Genomic DNA, 18,100 nt, shown 5'->3' with positions numbered 1-18,100 from the left:
CGCAGTGCGCGAATCGGGGACGTGCCGCAGGCAACGCGCTGCCGCGTCGCGACCGGCCAAGCCCGGGCCGCTCAGTCGGCCAGGCGATCGCGCAGCCAGGCCCGGGCCGCCGCCCAATCGCGGTACACCGTGCGCTCTTCCAGCTCGAGCAGGCGCGCAACCTCGGCCACGGTCAGCCCGGCGAAACACCGCAGTTCCACCACTTGCGCCAGCCGCGGTTCCAGCCGCTCCAGCGCTTGCAAGGCTTCGTCCAGGTCCGGCAGGCCGGTGTCCTGCGGCATCGGCAGATCCAACGCGCAGACGAACTCGTCGCGCCGCCAGCCGCCGCCGTGCTTGTCGCAGGCCGCACGCCGCGCGCGATCGACCAACAGCTGGCGCATGATCCGCGCCGCGGCATTGAACAGATGCCGACGGTCGCTGAACTGCGGCGTCTGTTCGGCGTCGAGCAGGCGCAGCAGCAGGTCGTGGACCAACGCGGTCGCCTGCAAGGTGTCGTGGCCGCGATGGCCGCTCAGTTCGCGGCGGGCCATGGCGCGCAGGTCGGCGTAGATATGCGGCAACAGGGCCTCCAGCGCATCGCGGTCGCCGGCGTTCCAGCGTTGCAGCCAGTGCGCGATCGCGGGCGGCGCCGGATCCGTCCGCAGCGTGTCCGCGACCGGGCTCCATGCTCGGTCTACCGCATCGGTGCTTGCTTGCGATTGCGCTGCGACCCGTTCCATCGGGCGTACTCCTGCCTGGTCCGTAAGCAGGAACGCGAAGCGCGCGCGACAACGGCCGCCGTACCAGGCGGCCGCATCGGCACAGCGCCGCGGCGGCGGCTGGCTATAGTGCCAAGCAGTCGCCGATGGAGCCGTCGCATGTGGGATCCGGACAAGTACCTCGATTTCGCCGACCTGCGCGGGCGGCCGTTCTTCGACCTGACTGGGCGGATCCGCGCCGAGCGGCCGCGGCGGGTGGTCGACCTGGGCTGCGGGCCGGGCAATCTGACCCTGGCCTTGGCGGCGCGCTGGCCGCAGGCGGCGCTGGAAGCCAGCGACAGTTCGCCGGAGATGGTGGCGGCGGCGCGCGCGGCCGGGGTCGCCGCGCAGCGGCTCGACGTGCGCGACTGGCGGCCGCAGGCCGATACCGACGTGGTCGTGTCCAATGCGGTGCTGCAATGGGTGCCGGAACACCGCGAACTGCTGCGCCGCTGGGCGAAAGAACTGCCGCGCGGCGCCTGGCTGGCGGTGCAGATGCCGGGCAACTTCGACGCGCCCTCGCACCGGCTGGTGCGCGAGGTCGCCGCCGGCCCGGCCTGGGCCGCGCGGTTGGACGGCCTGGCCCTGCGCGGCGACGGCACGGTCGATGCGCCGCGCGATTACGCCGAGCTGCTGGCCGACGCCGGTTGCGAGGTCGACGCCTGGGAAACCACCTACGTGCAGCGTCTGCGCGGCGCCGACGCGGTGCTGGAATGGATCAGCGGCACTGCGCTGCGACCGATCCGCAATGCGCTGGAGGAAGCCGATTGGCAGCGCTTCCGCGGCGAACTGGCGCCGCGCCTGCGCGCGGCCTATCCCGTGCGCGCCGACGGCAGCACCTGGTTCGAGTTCCGGCGCGTGTTCGCGGTCGCGCGCACCGGCGCGGACTGAGCGCGCGCGGCGGCCTATGATGGCCGTCCCTGCCCGCGCCGTCCGGAGCCGCCGATGAAGCCCGCTGTCCGCCGCCGTTGTCTCGCCCTGATGCTGGCTCCGGCCGCCTGGCTGGGCCTGGCCCATGCCGCCGAGCCCGCGCCGGTGCGACCGGTGCTGGTGATCCACGGCGGCGCCGGAGTGATCCGCGCCGGCATGGACCGCGCCGACGAAGACGCCGCGCGCGCCGCCCTGGCCCAGGCGCTGCGCGCCGGCCAGGCCGAGCTCGCCGCCGGCAAGCCGGCGCTGGACGCGGTGGTCGCGGCGATCACCGTGCTCGAGGACGCGCCGATGTTCAACGCCGGCCGCGGCGCGGTGTTCACCCACGACGGCAAGAACGAACTCGACGCGGCGATCATGGACGGCAGCGGCCGCCGCGCCGGCGCGATCGCCGGCGTGCATCGGGTCAAGAACCCGATCGCGTTGGCGCGCGCGGTGATGGACAAGTCCAAGCACGTGATGATGGTCGGCGACGGCGCCGAGGCCTTCGCCCGCGAACAGGGCCTGACCCTGGTCGACCCGTCGTACTTCCGCACCGAAAAGCGCTGGCAGCAGCTGCAGAAAGCGCTCAAGGAAGAAGACGCCGGCCAGGCCCATGCCGATGTGGAAACCGCCAAGCACTTCGGTACCGTCGGCGCGGTCGCGCTCGACGCCCAGGGCCGGCTCGCCGCCGGCACCTCGACCGGCGGCATGACCAACAAGCGCTACGGCCGGGTCGGCGACTCGCCGATCATCGGTTCCGGCACCTACGCCGACGCGCGCTGCGCAGTATCGGGCACCGGCTGGGGCGAGTACTACATCCGCGCCGTAGCGGCGCACGACATCTGCGCCCGCATCGCCTACGCCAAGCAAGACCTACGCGAGGCGGCCGAGGCGGTGATCAACCGCGACATTCCCGCCGCCGGCGGCAACGGCGGCGCGATCGTGCTCGGCGCCGACGGCCGCTTCGCCCTGCCGTTCAACACCGAGGGCATGTACCGCGGCTGGATCGACGCCAAGGGCGAGCCGCAGGTGGCGCTGTTCAAGGACGACAAGCTCGCCGAGCCCGCGGCCGATTGAGCGCGGGCGCGGCTTCGCTGCCGATGCCGCGCCGCCGCGGCGGCGCCGATTCTCCGACTCAGGCCGGCCCGGCCGCCGCTTGCGCGACCAGGGCCTCGACTTCGGCCCGCCACGCCTCGCGTTGCGCCGCGTCGCTGGCCGCGACCGGGCCGTACATGCGCCGGATCACGCTGTCGACGCCGCACAGGCCGAACACGCAGCGCGCCCAGATCGCCTGCAGCGGATCGCCGAACACCGCGGCCTCGCGCTCGGCCGGCGTGTTGGAGGTATTGAAGATCAAGGCATGGCGCGCGCGCAGCAGTCCGACCGGCACGCCGTCCCAGGACGTGCCGGGCGGATAGCCGTACGCCGTGTCGAGCCGGAACACGCGATCGATCCAGCCCTTCAGGATCGCCGGCGGCTGGCCCCACCAGTTCGGATGGAAGATCAGGACCAGATCGGCGCGGGCGAGTTCGACGCAGTGCCGCTCGACCAGAGCGTCGTCGGAAGCGGTGTTGCCGCTCTCGCCGGTGCGCTGCACAGGATCGAATCCTTGCGCATACAGGTCGTGCCAGTCGACGGCATAGCCGCGGGCTTCCAGCACGCTGCGGGCCGCCTCGGCGAGGGCATGGCTGAAGCTGGCCGGGCTGGGATGGGCGACGACGAGGCTGGCGTGCATGGCGGGCGCGGCGGAAGGGAACGCCGAGCGTAGCCGCGGGCAGTACGCGGCACCAGCTCCGGCCGCTGCGACTTTGTGTCAGATTGTCAAAGAAGGACAAGGCAGGCATGAAGGTACGAATCGGATGGACGCCGCACCTGCGCGCCTGCCGACCTCGCCCACCGCCCAAGCCGCTCCGTTTTCGCTCGTTTCCTCATGGCCCTGATCGAACGCCGCGCTGAGATCCTCGCTCCACTGGACCGCGTCTACGCAGTGTCGCAGGACTATGCCATCCGATACGAATGGGACCCCTTTCCCGAGCGGATCGAGTTCGTCGACGACAACCCGTCTGAACTGCATATCGGCAGCGAGGCCCTGGTGAACAACAAGTTCGGCCTGCGCATGCGCGTTCGCTTCGTCCAACTCAGGCCGCCGACTCTCGCCGCCGTAGCGATGCTGGACGGCCCCTGGTTTCTGGAAAAATTCGCAGGTTCGTGGATCTTTCGGGAAATCGACGTGCGCCGCACTGAAGTTCGTTTCCGCTATAGCCTGCGTACGCGGCCGCGCTGGCTGGGCTGGATCGTCGAGCCATTGGCCGCGCGCTACTTCGACCGGGTCGTGCGGCATCGCTTGCAAGGGCTCAAGCGTTACTGCGAGCGCCTTGATCCGACGGCCCGATCCTGACCTGCCGCAGCTAGGATCCGACACCAGGGTGCGCCACCTGCGGCGCCGATAAGCGGACGCGCCAGCCGGCGCAATCGACGCGGAACACCGAACCTGACCGAACCCGACGCCGTTGCGCCAGGGACGCACCGCGCGCCGCGCCACACCTCAGCCCTTGGCCGCGACCCGGCGCGCGACCGCTTCGCTGCGCAGTTCGCGCAATGCGTCCTTGCCGATCCAGCGCGGCGCGGGGTCGGCCGATTGCGCCAGCCGCGTCGCGACCGCGATCGCCGCGTCGCGCAGCCTGGGGTTGCGCTTGCCGGTCTGGCGCAACGCCCAGTTGACCGCCTTCTTGACCAGGTTGCGGGCGTCGCCGGCCTGCGCCTCGACCAGGGCGAGTCCGTGCAGGAAGGCCTCGTCGCCTGCGGTCTGGTCGTGCACGGCCTTGGCCGCGAGCAGGGCGAATGCGGCGCGGCGCACGAACTCGTCCCGGCGCGGCGCCCATTGCGCGATCTTGCCCCAGGCCAACGGACTGGGCTGGAACAGCTTGGAGCAGACGGTGTCGCACAGCGCCCAGTTGTCGAATTCGCGCGCGAGGCGGTCCATCTGCGCCGAGGTCAGCGCGGCGGGATCGTCGAGATAGGCCGCCAGCAGTCGCGCCTCGTGCCAGCCGCTGTCCCACAGCGCCGCGGCGAGCGCTCGATCGCGGCCCAGGCGTTTGGCCAGGGCCTGGATCTGCCCCATCGGTACGCCGAAGGCGCGCTCGCTGGGAATCCCGAACCGCGCCATGCCGGCGCGGTTGTGGGCGCTGCCGGCCGCGCGCAACACGTCGAGCGCCAGCGCCAGCCGTTGCGGCAAGGGCTGCGCGGCGAACGCGGCCTGCGCGGCCTTGCGCGCGGTTCGCTCGCCGCCTGCCGGCTGGAGGACGCTGCGCGCGGGAGTTGGCTTGGTCGCGGTCTTGGCCATGGCGTCCGGGTTGCGCGACCGTAACCCAGAGGCCGCGGCGCCAATGTACCGGCCGGCGCCGCGACCTGCCATGGCCCGCGCCTCAGCGCGGGCCCGGCAACTGCTTCGGCGGCCGCACCAGGCTGGCCACCACCGAGCTGCCGATGATCAGCGCCACGCCCAGCAGCGAAACCAGGATCGGGATCTTGTACACGTCGATCAGCAGCATCTTCGCGCCGATGAAGACCAGCACGATCGCCAGGCCGTAGGGCAGCAGGTGGAAGCGGTCGGCCATGCCCTGCAGCAGGAAGAACATCGCGCGCAGGCCGAGCACCGCGAACACGTTCGAGGTCAGGACGATGAAGGGATCGGAGGTGATGGCGAAGATCGCCGGAATCGAGTCGACCGCGAAAATCACGTCGGTGACGCCGATCAGCATGATCACCGCGAACAGCGGGGTGAACCAGCGCTTGCCGTCGCGCAGGATCGACAGCTTGTCGCCGTGGTAGTCGTCGGTCAGGCGCAGGTGGCCGCGCATCCAGCGCAGCACCGGGTTGCGTTCCAGGTCGGGCGCCTTGCCCGCGGCCATCAGCATCTTGATGCCGGTGATCACCAGGAACGCGCCGAACACGTACAGCACCCAATGGAACTTGGCCAGCAGCAGGGCGCCGGCGAAGATCAGCACGGTGCGCAACGCGATCGCGGCGAGGATGCCGATCACCAGCACGCGCTGGCGCTGCTCCTCGGGCACGGCGAAGTAGGAGAACAGCATCAGGAACACGAAGATGTTGTCGACCGCGAGCGATTTCTCGACCAAGTAGCCGGTGAGAAACTCAAGCCCGATCTGCTTGCCTACTTCAGCGCCGGACTCCCGGCTGACGTACCACCACAACCCGGCATTGAACACCAAGGCCAGGCCGATCCAGCCCGCGCTCCACCAGGCGGCTTCCTTGAACGTGACTTTGTGCGGCCCGCCATGGCGCATCAGCACCAGATCGACGAGCAGCGCGGCGACGACGAAGGCGAGAAAGACGCCCCAGAGCATCGGGCTGCCGATGGTTTGCATGTGGTTCTCCCGGAAAGTAGTGACGGCACGGCCGCAGCCGCGAAACGTCGTCCGGAAAATCGGGGACGCACCTTCGCCGCTGGCGGCGAAGGTCTTGCTCGCATCCTGGCCGCCATGGGCCGGGACGCCTGTCGCACCGGGGTCGTGGACCCGTAATGACGATACGACAGCGGAAGCTACTCCCCTTCTGGCGGGCACGATAGCACGCATGGGGATGAATTGCCGTTCAGGTTTGCAGCCAAGCGCGAGGGTCGGCTTGAAATCGGGAAGCGGCCCCGGTCGCCACCATGGCGCAAACCGCCGTTGCCGTTGCCGTTGCCGTTGCCGTTGCCGTGAAGAGCTTGGCGCCGCAGCGAACTCGCGAGAAGACCCTGAAGCCCCGAAGGGCGGGCCGCATGGATGCGGCCCGTGCGCAGCCAGGCCAGGGATGGCCTGTGCGGAGCAGCCCCGCGCACGCTCCGTCCCATAGTGGCTTTTGATTCGAAACAGTTATGGCGTTTTCTTTGGTTACTTTTGACCGAAGGAAATCCCGTGGGACTTTGTCGCCTTGGACAAAGAAAGTGACCCGGCCGCTTGCGGACGGAAGCTTTGCTTTTGAGGCTTTTGAGGCTTTTGAGGCTTTTGAGGCTTTGGAAGCCTTCGAACGACAGACAGCGCGAGACCACAAGAACGCGGTCGCGGCTTACGCCGCTCCTACAGGGGCACAGGACAAAGACGCGGCGCACGGGCGAGATGGCGGTCGCAGCTCGCGCCGCTCCTACCCGCGGCGGCTTCGGGCTTCGATCGATGGCGGAGGCGTTGATTCCTCTGCGCGTCCCTTGGTCGCGGCTCACGCCGCTCCTACAAGGCCATCCGGCGATTCAAGTCGCGCTGCGGTACAGCCCGAACGCGCTCAGGCGCGGGGTGTCGTAGGCGTGCTCGATGGTCAGGCGGACGCGGCGCGCGCGCAGCGGATCGAAGCGCTCCAGGCGCTTGTGGCCGATGGTCGTGCCCCAGGCGAAGGGCTGCCAACGGCCTTCGTGCCAGCGCTCGATGCGGTAGTTGGCGATGTGCTGGCCATGGGCGATGGCTTCCTGCAGGCACAAGGTGTCGAACTCCATGTCCTGCGCGGATTCGAATTCGATCCAGCCCGTGCGCGCGCCGCGCGGCGCGCTCCAGTAGGTGTCCGGGTCGGCTTCCAGCACGCGCTCGGGAGCGTGCCCGCGGGCCTGGCCGCTGGCGCGGACGCGCGCGCCGGCCAGCCAGTTGCCGGCGCCGAATACCGCCTCGCGCAGCCGGGCGAAGCCGGCCAACGCGGCCACGTCGGCGTCGTGAAAACGGCCGCTGCGGGTCGGCGGCACGTTGAGCAACAGCTTGCTGTTGCGTCCGACCGAAGCGAAGTACAGCGCCAGCAACTGTTCCGGCGTACGCACCTTGGCATCCTCGGCCGCATGCCAGAACCAACCCGGCCGGATCGATACGTCCGACTCGCCCGGTCGCCAGGCGGTGCCGTAAGGATCGCCCTGCTGCAGCGCGTCGCCGACCCAGGGCCGGTCGAAACCAGCGTGCGGTACGCGCCCGGGGTCGACCGTCGACCAGCAGGTGTGGCCGGCGATGCCGCGCTCGTTGCCGATCCAACGCACGTCGGGCCCGGCGTCGGAGAACACGATCGCCTGCGGCTGCAGTTCGCGCACCGTGCGGTGGATGCGCGGCCAGTCGTAGGCCTGGCGCTTGCCGTTCGGGCCTTCGCCGTTGGCGCCGTCGAACCAGACCTCGTGCACCGGCCCATAGCCGGTCAGCAGTTCGGTGAGCTGGGCGATGTAGAAATCGTCGTAGGCGCGACCGCGGCCGTAGCGCGGCTCGTTGCGGTCCCAGGGCGAGAGGTAGAAGCCGACCGCCAGGCCTTCGCCGCGGCAGGCGTCGACGAACTCGCGCACCACGTCGCCGCGGCCGCCGCGCCAGGGGCTGTTGCGCACGCAGTGTTCGGTGGTCGCGGTCGGCCACAGGCAGAAGCCGTCGTGGTGCTTGGCGGTGAGGATCAGGCTGCGGAAGCCGCCGGCCTTGGCCGCGCGCGCCCATTGCCCGGCGTCCAGGTCGCTGGGCGCGAACACTCGCGGGTCTTCGTCGCCCTCGCCCCATTCGCGGTCGGTGAAGGTATTGACGGTGAAGTGCACGAACATCGACAGCTCTTCGCGCTGCCAGGCCAGTTGCTGCGGGGTGGGACGAGGGCGCGCGACGGCCGTGGCCGCTTCGCTCGCCGTCGCCAGGGGCGGTGCGGTCGCGGCGAGCGCGGAGGCGGAAGTGGCGAGCAGGAAGCGGCGACGGTCCATGGCGAAGAGGAGCAAGCTGTCGAGCGTTCGAGTCTAGTGCCGGGCACGGCTCGCGCAAGTTTTGTCGCGCTTGGATTTGTTTGGACGCGTTTGGATTTGTTGCGGCTTTTCGAGCTAAGAGCAAATCCCCCCTAGCCCCCCTTTTTCAAAGGGGGGAACGGCTCGCTTCGACGCGGCAACACCGTCTTCCGCAAGCCATATGCCGTCGCGTCGTTCGTAGCCCCCTTTGAAAAAGGGGGCTGGCGCCTTGCGCGGCACGAAGTCCGATACGACCGTCGGCGCGGGGGATTTGCTTTTTGGTTCCGGCAAACGCAAGTCGAAGCGTCGCCCGCCTTTCGAATCGATCTGCCGGTTGACCGCGCCGTATTCACTCTGCTGGACTGCCGCGGTCCGTAGTGGAGACTCCCGATGTCGTCGATGCCGTCCTTGCGCGCCGCGCTGATTCCCGTCCTGATCGCGCTGGCATGCGCGTCGCCCGCATCCGCCGCCGCACCGGCTTCGACCGTGCCGCGCCCGGACGCGGCGCCGCCCACCGAATCCCAGGCCGCGTTCGATGCGCGCATGCGCTGGTGGCGCGAGGCGCGCTTCGGCATGTTCGTGCATTGGGGCCTGTACTCCGGCGCCGCCGGCCGTTGGAACGGCGCGCCGGTCAAGGGATCGGCCGAATGGATCCAGCGCAATGCGCACGTGCCCAGCGACGAGTATGCGCGGCAGATGCTGCCGCTGTTCAAGCCCAAGCCCGGCTTCGCCCGCGAATGGGCGCGGTTGGCCAAGCGCGCCGGCGCGCGCTACCTGGTGTTCACCAGCAAGCATCACGAAGGCTATGCGCTGCACGACAGCGCGGTCAGCGAGTTCGACGCCCAGGACACGGTCGGCCGCGACCTGGTGCGCGAAGTGGTGCAGGCCGCACGCGCCGAGGGCCTCAAGGTCGGCCTGTATCACTCGGTGATCGACTGGCACCACCCGGCCTATCCCTATCGCGACTTCGCCCGCCTGGAGCAGCCGCTGCCGCATCCGCTGGAGAAGACCGCGCCGGCCGACGATCCGGATTACGACCGGCGCGCTAACCTGAAGACCTACCAGGATTTTCTGCAGGCGCAGGTGCGCGAACTGATCGAACACTACGGTCCGATCGACGTGCTGTGGTGGGACTACTCCAATCCCGGCGCCGAAGGCGAAACCTGGCGCGCGAGCGAGCTGATGGCGATGGTGCGCGCCGCCCAGCCCGGCATCGTCATGAACAATCGCCTGTACCGCTCGCTGGGCTACGACGATCCGCAGGGCAGCCTGCGCTGGTTCGACCGCGCGCACGGCGACTTCACCACGCCCGAACAGGCGGTGCCGGCGCAAGGCGTGGCCGGGGTGGACTGGGAAGCCTGCCTGACCATGAACGGCACCTGGGGCTATAGCGCGCTCGACCACGATTGGAAATCCAGCCGCGAGCTGATCCGCACCCTGGTCGACACCGCCAGCAAGGGCGGCAACCTGCTGCTCAACATCGGCCCGCTCGCCGACGGCAGCGTGCCGGCCGAAAGCGTGCAGCGGATGCAGGCGATCGGCGACTGGCTGCGCCGCAACGGCGATTCGATCTACGCCAGCCGGGCCAATCCGCTGCAGCCGGTGGAATGGGGACGCATCACCGCGAGCGGCGACGGCCGTCTGTTCCTGCACGTGTTCGAGCGTCCCGCCAACGGCGAACTGCGCCTGCGCCTGCCCGGCACGCGGCGCGCGCGCCTGCTCGACGGCGGCGCCGCGCTGGAGGTGCGCCGCGACGGCGAGGATGTGCTGATCGCCCTGCCGCCACGCCTGCCCGATGCCGACGACAGCGTGATCGAACTGCGCGCCCAGGCCGACGCCTGAGCGCCGTTCGTCAGACAGCGCGCCAACGGCGTTCATCTACCTGATTCCATCCCCTCGACCGGGGTGTCGCGGCGCGGCCTGCATCTGCCGCAGGCGGTCAACCGGCCATCGTCGATGCTATGGACGTCACGTATTGTGCGCGATAGGCATCTAGGAATTACCCTTTTAATTCAACTTCTTAGGAATTTTTTCATCACGCGGCGTTGACATACCCCCCACATAAATAGCGAGGACGTCAGGGGGCGTCATCAATGAAAAACATCGAGGTTTTCAGTATCGCCACGGCGCGGATCTGCGCCGCGGCGCTGGAGCAGCATCCCGTCGTAGCGCGTTTCAATGCCGAAGAATCGGCCCGTCATCTTCCCGGTCTGGACCCGAACAATCGCGAGGCGATGGCCGCCGCGGTGCTGGCCTGCGGGGCGACGTTCGAATGGCTGTTGGACGAGGGCTATCTGCGCAGCGGCGCCTGCGTCAAAGAGTCCTTGAACGGCGTCGCCTTCGTCCACGTCGCCTTGCGTTATCGGCTGACCGAGAAAGGCCTGGCGGTGCTCGGCACCCACGCCAACACCGCCGAGGAAAGCAAGACCATCGGCGAACGGCTGATCACCGCGGTCAAACTCGGCGGCGCCGAGCGGATCAAGGAGTCGGTCAAGCTGATGATCGGCGCCGGAGCCGGCACCAGTGCGCGGCCGGCTTTGCCGGCCTACGGTTGACCGAGCGAAAAACGCTTCGCGCAATCCCATCGCCCTGCCGCAGCGGACGACGCGTAGTCGTCCGCTGCGGTCGGCCGTGCCGGATCAGGGCGTGTAGGTCAGCAGCAGTTGCGGCGCGTTGGCGCCTTCGCGCGAAGACCAGTCGACGCCGTCGCTGACGCCGGACGCCGGCACCAGGATCACGCCGTTGTTGGCGACGCTGCCATTGGCCCAGTTCTTCACCAACTGCAGGCCGGTGGCGTTGAGGTTGAGGTACTGCGTGCCGGTCGCGCTGGGCACGAAGGAGCCGAGCTTGCTGCCGAGGCTGGCGCCGCTGTAGGTGGCGTTGCTCTCGGTCCAGGCCGTGGCGACCTGGTAGAGGTCGTAAGTGCCGGTGGAGCGGTCGACGACCTGCAGCTTGAGCTGCGCCGACTGCAGGTTCAGCCCGGCGGCGGAAGAGACGTTCCAGCCCATCAGGCCGCGCAACTGCTGGCCGCCGTCGCTGCCGTCGGCGTACAGCACCGAGGTGTTGACCCGGCTGCCGCCGGACTTGACCGTGACGTCGCGCACCGCGTTGAGCGTCAACGACGACGGCGGGGTGCTGTTCTTGTTGCAGGTGCCGCTGAACTGATCGGTGTAGCTGCTGCCGGCGCGCGGCACGAAGTTGCCGGTGTAACCGGTCGCGGTCAGGGTCAGCTTGAGTACGCCGTGGGTGCTGTCGTTGCTCGCCTCCAGCAAGGAATGGCTGCCGCTGATGTCGTAGAACGCGCGCCCGCCGGTGCCGACCAGCACCTGGCGGATGCCGTCGGCGGCCGCTTGCTGGCTGGGATTCATCTTGGCGTAGCGCTGGTAGTTGTGGTCGTGGCCGACCAGCACCAGGTCGGCCTTGGCCGCATACAGCGCGTCCCAGAACGGCTTGACCTGGCTGTAGCCGCTGTAGCTTCCGCGGCTGAGCAAGGGATGATGGAAGTAGGCCGCGGTGCAGGGCTTGGTGTTGGCGGCCAGGTCGGCCTTGAGCCAGTTGATCTGGGTCGAGGACACGGTGCCGCCGGTCATGGTGTTGAGGGCGATGAAGTGCCAGTCGCCGACGTCCCAGCTGTAATAGCCCTTGCTGCGGTCGCCGGCCGGTCCGGTCTGGTTGCCGACGCCGTTGAAGTAATCGAAATAGCCGCTGGCGCCGCTGGTGTAGTACTCGTGATTGCCCGGCGACGGGCTGGTCAGGGCTTTGAAGCGGCCCCAGGTCGGCGCGTAGCGGTTATTGAACTCGCTCAGGGTGCCGCTGTTGTAGGCGTTGTCGCCGGCGGTGAAGACCGCGGTCGGGTTGATCGACACGATCAGGTCCGAGGTGCCCTGGCAGGCGCTGCCGCTAGTGTCGCAGATGTCGCCGGCGCCGGCCACGACCACGCTGGCCAAGTTCAGCGGCACCGCGCTGTAGTCGTAGCGGTCGAGCTGAACGCGGCTGTCGGGCTGGCTGAAGTAGGGCTTGATGTCGACGCATTCGCCGCGCAGGGCGCGGGTGGTGAAGCTGCGCTCGTTCCAGTGCCGGCCTTCGAACACCAGCTTGTCGCCGCCGCTGCTGGTCAGCACCAGCGAGTCGTAACCGGACAGCTTGAGTTCCTTGAAGCCCAGGCGCAGCCACTTGGCGCCGGTTTCGCAGACCTGGCCGGGCGTCGCCGCGGCCGCCAGCGGCGTGCCCTTGGCCGCCTGCACCGGCTTGCTGTGGGTGCTGTCCTCGGACAGCTGCAGGGTGCGCTGGGCGGCCTGCGCCGGCGCGCCGGCGAGGGCGCCGATCAAGGCGGCGGCGATCGCGACGCCGATCGGCGCGCGCTGGAGGATGAGGTTCACTGGCTGTCTCCGGAAGACGGTGATGGCGGGCGTCCGCGATCCGTTCGGGTCGCGATGGTTGCGGAGTTTGGCCGGAAAACCGCTACACGATTGCGACGGAAATCGCGTCGATTGCGGATGCCCGTGAGGCTGCCGTCACAGGTTTCGCGTCGTCCGACGGACGGTCGGCAACGTATGCGGTGATGGCACATTGAAACGGGATAGACGACCGCCCGCGCATGCCGAAGTCGCACGCAACACCTGTCATTGCCGTTGCCGTTGCCGTTGCCGTTGCCGTTGCCGTGAAGAGCTTGGCGCAGAGTCGACCTCGCGAGAACAAATCGCAGCCCCGAAGGGCGGGCCGCATGGATGCGGCCCGTGCGCAGCCAGGCCATGGATGGCCTGTGCGGAGCAGCCCTGCGCAAACACCGTCCCATAGCGGCTTTTGATTCGAAACAGTTATGGCGTTTTCTTTGGTTACTTTCTTTGTCGCCTTGGACAAAGAAAGTGACCCGGCCGCTTGCGGACGGAAGCTTTGCTTTTGAGCTTTTGAGCTTTGAAGCTTTGGAGCTTTTGAAGCCTTCGAACGACAAACGGCGCGAGACCGTAGCAGCGCGGTCGCGGCTTGCGCCGCTCCTACCCCGCGGCGGTTTCGGGCTTCGATCGATGGCGGAGGCGTTGATTCCTCTGCGCGTCCCTTGGTCGCGGCTTACGCCGCTCCTACAGGGGCACAGGACAAAGACGCGGCGAACGGGCGAGATGGCGGTCGCGGCTTGTGACCTAAGGAAATCCCTGTGGGACGCCGCTCCTACAGGGGCGACGCGGCTATTCGGCGGCGCCAGTGCCGCCGGCGCCGGCGCCGGCGATTTCGAGCAGCTCGATCTCGAAGTCGAGCACGGTGTTGGGTTCGATCTGCCCGGGCACGCCGCGTTCGCCGTAAGCAAGCTTGGACGGCACCCAGAATCGGTATTGGCTGCCGGGCGTCATCAGCTGCACGCCTTCGGTCCAACCGGGCATGACCCGGTCGAGGACGAACTCGGCCGGATGATCGGTGTCGTAGGTGCTCTCGAACTTGCTGCCGTCGGGCAGACGGCCGATGTAGTTCACCCGCACCGTGTCGCTGGGCTTGGGACGCGCGCCCTTGCCCTCCTTCAATACCTGGTACTGCAGGCCCGAGGCGGTGCCGCGCACGCCGGCGACGCCGGCATTGCGCCTCAAGAAGACCTCGCCGCTTTCCAGGTTGCGCGCCGCCAGCGCGCGTTGCGCCCGGTCCTGTTTGTCGCGCAACGCGGCGCTGAAACCCTCGCGGATCGAGCGGCTTTGCGCTTCGTCGAACAGCGGCTTGGCGCCGACCTGGGCGTCGCGGATCGCGCGCAGCACGACCTGCGGATCCAGTTCGCCGCGGATCGGCTCGATGCTGCGGGCGAAATCGCGGCCGACCACGTAGCTGATGCGCGCCTTGTCGTCGCTCAGTTCGGTCGCGGTCAGCGCGGCGGCCGGCATCGCCGCGGTCGCCGCTGCCGGCGGCGCTTTCGATGCGGGCGTGCAGCCGGCCAGCGCCATCGCAAGCGCGAGTCCGACGCGGCGAACGGGCATGGATGGGGCGGAACCAAAGGCGGACTGACGCGGCATGCGGACTCCGTAACGCGGGGCGGACAAGAAGGGAACCGGGAACTGGCGGCCCGGAAGCGGGTAGCGGTAAAGGAGAAGCGGCGATCGGACCATGCGCGCGCTCGGCGGCGTCAGTCGGTCACGGCGAAGCTCAGCATCATGCCCATGTCCTCGTGCTCGAGATTGTGGCAATGGAGCATGTAGCGCTGGGTGCCGGCGAAGCTCTGGGCGAAATCGATGGCCAAGCGCACGATCTCGCCGGGCCAGACCACCACGGTGTCGTTCCAGCCCAGGTCCTGCGGGCCGAGTCCGCCGGCGGCGACCTGGCGGCCGCGGATGTCGGGCGGGCTGATGCTGCGCGAGAGCACGCGGAACTGGAACCCGTGCAGGTGCATCGGGTGCGGCATGCTGGTCATGCTGTTGCGGATCTCCCACACCTCGCGGCTGCCGCGCCGCACCGAGAACGCCGGCTCGTGGCCGGCGAGGTGGAAGTTCCAGTCGTTGATGAACCAGCGCCCTTCCTCGTCCATGCGCAGACGCAGCGCGCGCACCGGCCAGTCGCGCGTGTCCGGCAGCGGCGGGATGCGCGCGATCGCCTCCAGCGCCGGCAGTCGCGCCGGCGGCCGGCGCTCGGTCGCGCACTCGATCACCCGCAGCTCCATCAAGTCCAAGGGATCGCCCATCGCTGCGGCGCCGGGGTGGTCGCCCATCGGATCGGGCGCGAACGCGCCGGACTCGTCTTCGTTCTCCATCGCCACGTATTCCAGGCTGCGCAGCCGCACCCGCTCGCCGGGCGCGAGCGCGCCGAAGTCGACCAGCACGTCGGCGCGCTGGGCCGGCGCCAGGAACAGGTCGTCGAGCGGCCAGGCGCGTTCGAGCAGGCCGCCGTCGGTGCCGATCAGCTGCATCGGCAGCACTCTGTCGCCGTGCAGGAAGCACGGCCGCAGCATGCGCGCGTTGGCGACGTTGATCAGGCGGAACCGGTACCAGGCCGGGATCACCTCGAGGTAGGGCTCGGGCGTCCAGTTCACCAGCACGCGGTTGCCGATCCAGTCGTCGGCGCCGTCCTTGTAGACGATGGCGTTGTCGGCGCCGACCTGCTTGTCGGCGATCATCAGCGGCAGATCGCGCTCGCCCCAGCGCATGCCCAGGCGCTGGCGCAGCGCGCGTTCTTCGTCGTCCTCGATCAACAGCAGGCCGGCCAGGCCGCGCTGCAGTTGCACGCCGGTGCGGCCGTGCGGATGGGCGTGGTACCAGTACAGGCCGGCGCGGTTGTCGATGCGGTAGCGATAGCGGCGGCGCGCGCCGGGCGCGACAGGATGCAGGCCGCTGCCGTCGTTGGCCTCGTCGACGGCGAGGCCGTGCCAGTGGATGGTGGTCGCTTCAGCGAGGCGGTTGTCGAGTTCGACCTCGACCGTGTCGCCGCGGCGCGCATGCAGGATCGGATTGAACATCGCCCGGCCCGCAGCACTGCCGGCGTAGGTCCACAAGCTGGTCGGCGCACCGGGAAACAACGCCTGCGCCGTGGCCTGCGCGATCAGCCGCAGCGGCGTGCGCAGGTCGACCTCGGCCAGCAGGCCTTCGCCGCCGGGCAGGCGCAGCGGCTGGACGAAGCGCGCGTCGGGCGGCAGCAACTGCAGGTCCGGCCCCGGACCGCTGGCGAAGCGATGACCGTGCCCGCCGGTCCAGCGCCAGATCGCGATCGGGCCGGCGAGGGTCGCCGCGCCGCCGATGGCCAGACCGGTCAGGAAACGGCGGCGTTGCGGATCGGTCATCGTGCGCGGTCCCCGAAGTGCGCTGGAGCGACCCGCCATCTTCCACGGCCGATGTTGCAATTGTCGCAAGCGCGCGGCACATCTGTGACGCCGATCAAGACTGACTTGGCCGCGCGGTCGGTAAGCACACTGCGCTCGCCCGCTTCGCGAGCGCGGGACGCGCAGAAAGCCCACGCCAAGGCATGGGCTTTGCGATGCGGCGGTCAGGCCGCAATCGCCTGCGTCGCGACCTCGCGCTCCTGGCCGCCGAACTCGCGATAGCGTTGCAGCCACTGCGCCGGATCCAGCAGCAGGTCCGGGGTGTACAGGCCCGGCGCCGGCGCGGCGCCGCCGGACAGGCCGAGCAGGCGTTCCACGCCCAAGGCGATGCCCAATCCGGTCAGCGGCGCCTGGCCTTGCGGGTGGACCAGCTCGTAGCGGCGATGCGCCGGCGCGCCGTGGCGGTCGCGGCCGTACAGGTCGAGCGCGATTTCGGTCGAATAGGCTTCGCTGCGGCGCCGGCTGGCGGTTTCGGCCAGGGCCAGGTCCAGGCGCACCGAGTCGGCGTCGGTCGCCGCCGCCAGGCTGACCACGTCCATCGGCGAGTAGGCGCTGGCCGGCAGCGGGGTGCCGTCGACGCTGACCACGCGACGCTCGGCCTCGGCGCCGCGCACCCAGCGCCAGCGGCCGCGTTCGAGGATCTGCGCCGCCGCCGCGCTGGTCAGGCGCTCGTAGTCGGCCGCCGCGGCCGGGCCGCCCATGTCGAGCTCGTCGAGCACGGCGGTGATCTCGATCCGCTCGACCTGCTCGAACTCGCGCGCGTAATGCAGCGCGGGCAGGGTCGCCGCGCCGGCCAGCCAGTGGCTGGCGAGCAGGATCGGCGAGCGGCCCGGATGACGCAGGTGCAGCGCCACTTCCGGCGCCATCTCGAACGAGCCGTTGGACGTGCTCAGGTAGGGCAGGCGGTGATGCAGCGCGTACTTGAGCGTGTTCAGGCCTTCGTCCTTGAGCATGGTCACCACCGCGGAGTAGCGCGCCGCCGGGTCGAGGCCGAGATCGGCGCGGTCCAGGTCGATCCGCACCGGCACCGCGGCGCCGAGTTCGGCCGCGGCGGCCGCGGCCTTGGCCGGATCGCGGCCGCCGATCGCCAGCGGCAGTTCGGGGTGCAGACGGCGCAGGGCGCGGGCGACGTGGCGGCCGACGATGCCGGAACCGCCGACGATGAGGACGGGAGCGAGCGAGGAAGCGGTCATGATGGGGTCCTGTGGGTGCGGGGCAGCGCATCCGGCCGTGATGGCCGAAACGCAAGCTACGATTGGTAACTTACGATTAGTAAGATACGCTGAGCCCCTGCACTGTCAAGCCCCAGCCAGACGAGAGACTGCGTTCCATGAGCGACACCCCCGCCCCGGCCCGGCGCCTGTCCAAGGCCGATCGCCGCGAGCAGTTGCTGGACACGGCGATGAACATCGTCCGCGAGCAAGGCACCGACGCCCTCACCCTGGGCTACCTGGCCGAGCGCGCCGGAGTCAGCAAGCCGATCGCGTACGAGCACTTCGGCACCCGCTCGGGCCTGCTGATCGCGCTGTACCGGAAGATCGACGACCGCCAGTGCGCGATCCAGGCCCAGGCCTTCGAACGCGCGCCCAAGCGCCTGGGCGAAGTCGCGCGGCTGATCGGCGAGACCTACATGAGCTGCTTCCGCACCGCCGGTCCGGAGTACCACGCGATCTTCGCCGCGCTCAAGGGCGACGAGCAGATGGAGCGGGTGCAGCAGGAACTGCTCGAAGCCTATGTCGCGTTCTACCGCGGCTTGTTGGCGCCGTACGCCAAGTTCGACGCCGACGAGTTGCAGCGCCGCGGCGTCGCCATCGTCGGCGCCGCCGATGCCCTATCGCGCGAGATGACCCACGGCCGCATCGCCGAGGCCGATGCGGCCGCGACCTTGACCGCGGTGATCCTGGGCGCGATGCGGACGGAAGCCTGAGACGGGCCGCCTACGCCGCGACGGCG

The 18,100-nt window shown here is 69.4% G+C and carries 15 protein-coding genes; 6 read left to right on the top strand and 9 right to left on the bottom strand.

Annotated elements, in window-relative coordinates:
- Positions 1-71: 71 nt before the first annotated feature.
- A complete protein-coding gene (locus tag K4L06_RS08095) occupies positions 72-719 on the bottom strand; it encodes an ECF-type sigma factor (RefSeq protein ID WP_221670910.1) in 648 nt (215 codons plus the stop codon).
- 138 nt (positions 720-857) lie between these two features.
- On the opposite strand from K4L06_RS08095, the gene K4L06_RS08090 reads away from it, so the two are divergent.
- Both K4L06_RS08090 and K4L06_RS08085 read left to right on the top strand, forming a co-directional pair.
- Positions 858-1,628: a trans-aconitate 2-methyltransferase gene (locus K4L06_RS08090; protein ID WP_221670909.1), complete on the top strand. Its 771-nt coding sequence runs from the start codon at positions 858-860 to the stop codon at positions 1,626-1,628.
- A 90-nt stretch (positions 1,629-1,718) separates the two neighbouring features.
- Complete coding sequence (locus tag K4L06_RS08085; protein ID WP_221673564.1) at positions 1,719-2,726, top strand: isoaspartyl peptidase/L-asparaginase; 1,008 nt, start codon at positions 1,719-1,721, stop codon at positions 2,724-2,726.
- A gap of 58 nt (positions 2,727-2,784) precedes the next feature.
- Here the strand turns inward: K4L06_RS08085 and K4L06_RS08080 are convergent, their stop codons facing one another.
- Positions 2,785-3,384 carry an NAD(P)H-dependent oxidoreductase gene (locus K4L06_RS08080; RefSeq protein WP_221670908.1) on the bottom strand — a complete coding sequence of 200 codons (600 nt, stop codon included), beginning with the start codon at positions 3,382-3,384 and terminating at the stop codon, positions 2,785-2,787.
- Between the two features lie 195 nt (positions 3,385-3,579).
- Between K4L06_RS08080 and K4L06_RS08075 the strand changes: the two genes are divergently transcribed.
- Entirely contained in the window at positions 3,580-4,047 is a 468-nt protein-coding gene (locus tag K4L06_RS08075) for an SRPBCC family protein (protein WP_221670907.1), read from the top strand.
- 147 nt (positions 4,048-4,194) lie between these two features.
- On the opposite strand, the gene K4L06_RS08070 is transcribed toward K4L06_RS08075, so the two are convergent.
- The 3 genes from K4L06_RS08070 to K4L06_RS08060 form a co-directional block, all read right to left on the bottom strand.
- Positions 4,195-4,992, bottom strand: coding sequence for a DNA alkylation repair protein (locus tag K4L06_RS08070; protein WP_221670906.1), 798 nt, complete (start codon positions 4,990-4,992; stop codon positions 4,195-4,197).
- 82 nt (positions 4,993-5,074) lie between these two features.
- Complete coding sequence (locus tag K4L06_RS08065; RefSeq protein ID WP_221670905.1) at positions 5,075-6,037, bottom strand: TerC family protein; 963 nt, start codon at positions 6,035-6,037, stop codon at positions 5,075-5,077.
- A gap of 860 nt (positions 6,038-6,897) precedes the next feature.
- Positions 6,898-8,361: an alpha-L-fucosidase gene (locus K4L06_RS08060; RefSeq protein WP_255595019.1), complete on the bottom strand. Its 1,464-nt coding sequence runs from the start codon at positions 8,359-8,361 to the stop codon at positions 6,898-6,900.
- Between the two features lie 393 nt (positions 8,362-8,754).
- Here K4L06_RS08060 and K4L06_RS08055 point away from each other — a divergent pair, with 393 nt between their 5' ends.
- Positions 8,755-10,206 (top strand): alpha-L-fucosidase, encoded by a 1,452-nt coding sequence (locus K4L06_RS08055; RefSeq protein WP_221670904.1) that lies wholly within the window; start codon positions 8,755-8,757, stop codon positions 10,204-10,206.
- Between the two features lie 251 nt (positions 10,207-10,457).
- On the top strand, positions 10,458-10,919 hold the full coding sequence (locus tag K4L06_RS08050; RefSeq protein WP_221670903.1) for a hypothetical protein: 462 nt from the start codon (positions 10,458-10,460) through the stop codon (positions 10,917-10,919).
- A gap of 84 nt (positions 10,920-11,003) precedes the next feature.
- Here K4L06_RS08050 and K4L06_RS08045 read toward each other — a convergent pair whose 3' ends face one another.
- The 4 genes from K4L06_RS08045 to K4L06_RS08030 all read right to left on the bottom strand — a co-directional run bounded on the left by K4L06_RS08045 (position 11,004) and on the right by K4L06_RS08030 (position 17,340).
- The gene (locus K4L06_RS08045; protein ID WP_221670902.1) at positions 11,004-12,743 is read right to left on the bottom strand and encodes a DNRLRE domain-containing protein; all 1,740 of its coding nucleotides are present in this window, start codon (positions 12,741-12,743) and stop codon (positions 11,004-11,006) included.
- Between the two features lie 804 nt (positions 12,744-13,547).
- Positions 13,548-14,318: an FKBP-type peptidyl-prolyl cis-trans isomerase gene (locus K4L06_RS08040; protein ID WP_221670901.1), complete on the bottom strand. Its 771-nt coding sequence runs from the start codon at positions 14,316-14,318 to the stop codon at positions 13,548-13,550.
- Between the two features lie 146 nt (positions 14,319-14,464).
- Positions 14,465-16,108: a multicopper oxidase domain-containing protein gene (locus K4L06_RS08035; RefSeq protein WP_221670900.1), complete on the bottom strand. Its 1,644-nt coding sequence runs from the start codon at positions 16,106-16,108 to the stop codon at positions 14,465-14,467.
- Between the two features lie 203 nt (positions 16,109-16,311).
- A complete protein-coding gene (locus K4L06_RS08030; RefSeq protein WP_221670899.1) occupies positions 16,312-17,340 on the bottom strand; it encodes a hypothetical protein in 1,029 nt (342 codons plus the stop codon).
- A 137-nt stretch (positions 17,341-17,477) separates the two neighbouring features.
- Between K4L06_RS08030 and K4L06_RS08025 the strand changes: the two genes are divergently transcribed.
- Positions 17,478-18,074, top strand: a complete 597-nt coding sequence (locus K4L06_RS08025; RefSeq protein ID WP_221670898.1) for a TetR/AcrR family transcriptional regulator — start codon at positions 17,478-17,480, stop codon at positions 18,072-18,074.
- Positions 18,075-18,100: the final 26 nt, after the last annotated feature.

This window comes from Lysobacter sp. BMK333-48F3, assembly GCF_019733395.1.
Lineage (GTDB): Bacteria > Pseudomonadota > Gammaproteobacteria > Xanthomonadales > Xanthomonadaceae > Lysobacter.
Note: the sequence above shows the minus strand (reverse complement) of the source record. Positions and strands in the feature narration are given on the sequence as shown.

Excerpts from the sequence above, each read along its gene's own strand:
- K4L06_RS08040 (WP_221670901.1), bottom strand. The coding sequence starts at position 14,318 with ATGCCCGTTCGCCGCGTCGGACTCGCGCTTGCGATGGCGCTGGCCGGC.
- K4L06_RS08090 (WP_221670909.1), top strand. The coding sequence starts at position 858 with ATGTGGGATCCGGACAAGTACCTCGATTTCGCCGACCTGCGCGGGCGG.
- K4L06_RS08095 (WP_221670910.1), bottom strand. The coding sequence starts at position 719 with ATGGAACGGGTCGCAGCGCAATCGCAAGCAAGCACCGATGCGGTAGAC.
- K4L06_RS08030 (WP_221670899.1), bottom strand. The coding sequence starts at position 17,340 with ATGACCGCTTCCTCGCTCGCTCCCGTCCTCATCGTCGGCGGTTCCGGC.
- K4L06_RS08050 (WP_221670903.1), top strand. The coding sequence starts at position 10,458 with ATGAAAAACATCGAGGTTTTCAGTATCGCCACGGCGCGGATCTGCGCC.
- K4L06_RS08025 (WP_221670898.1), top strand. The coding sequence starts at position 17,478 with ATGAGCGACACCCCCGCCCCGGCCCGGCGCCTGTCCAAGGCCGATCGC.
- K4L06_RS08055 (WP_221670904.1), top strand. The coding sequence starts at position 8,755 with ATGTCGTCGATGCCGTCCTTGCGCGCCGCGCTGATTCCCGTCCTGATC.
- K4L06_RS08085 (WP_221673564.1), top strand. The coding sequence starts at position 1,719 with ATGCTGGCTCCGGCCGCCTGGCTGGGCCTGGCCCATGCCGCCGAGCCC.
- K4L06_RS08075 (WP_221670907.1), top strand. The coding sequence starts at position 3,580 with ATGGCCCTGATCGAACGCCGCGCTGAGATCCTCGCTCCACTGGACCGC.
- K4L06_RS08070 (WP_221670906.1), bottom strand. The coding sequence starts at position 4,992 with ATGGCCAAGACCGCGACCAAGCCAACTCCCGCGCGCAGCGTCCTCCAG.
- K4L06_RS08035 (WP_221670900.1), bottom strand. The coding sequence starts at position 16,108 with ATGACCGATCCGCAACGCCGCCGTTTCCTGACCGGTCTGGCCATCGGC.
- K4L06_RS08080 (WP_221670908.1), bottom strand. The coding sequence starts at position 3,384 with ATGCACGCCAGCCTCGTCGTCGCCCATCCCAGCCCGGCCAGCTTCAGC.
- K4L06_RS08065 (WP_221670905.1), bottom strand. The coding sequence starts at position 6,037 with ATGCAAACCATCGGCAGCCCGATGCTCTGGGGCGTCTTTCTCGCCTTC.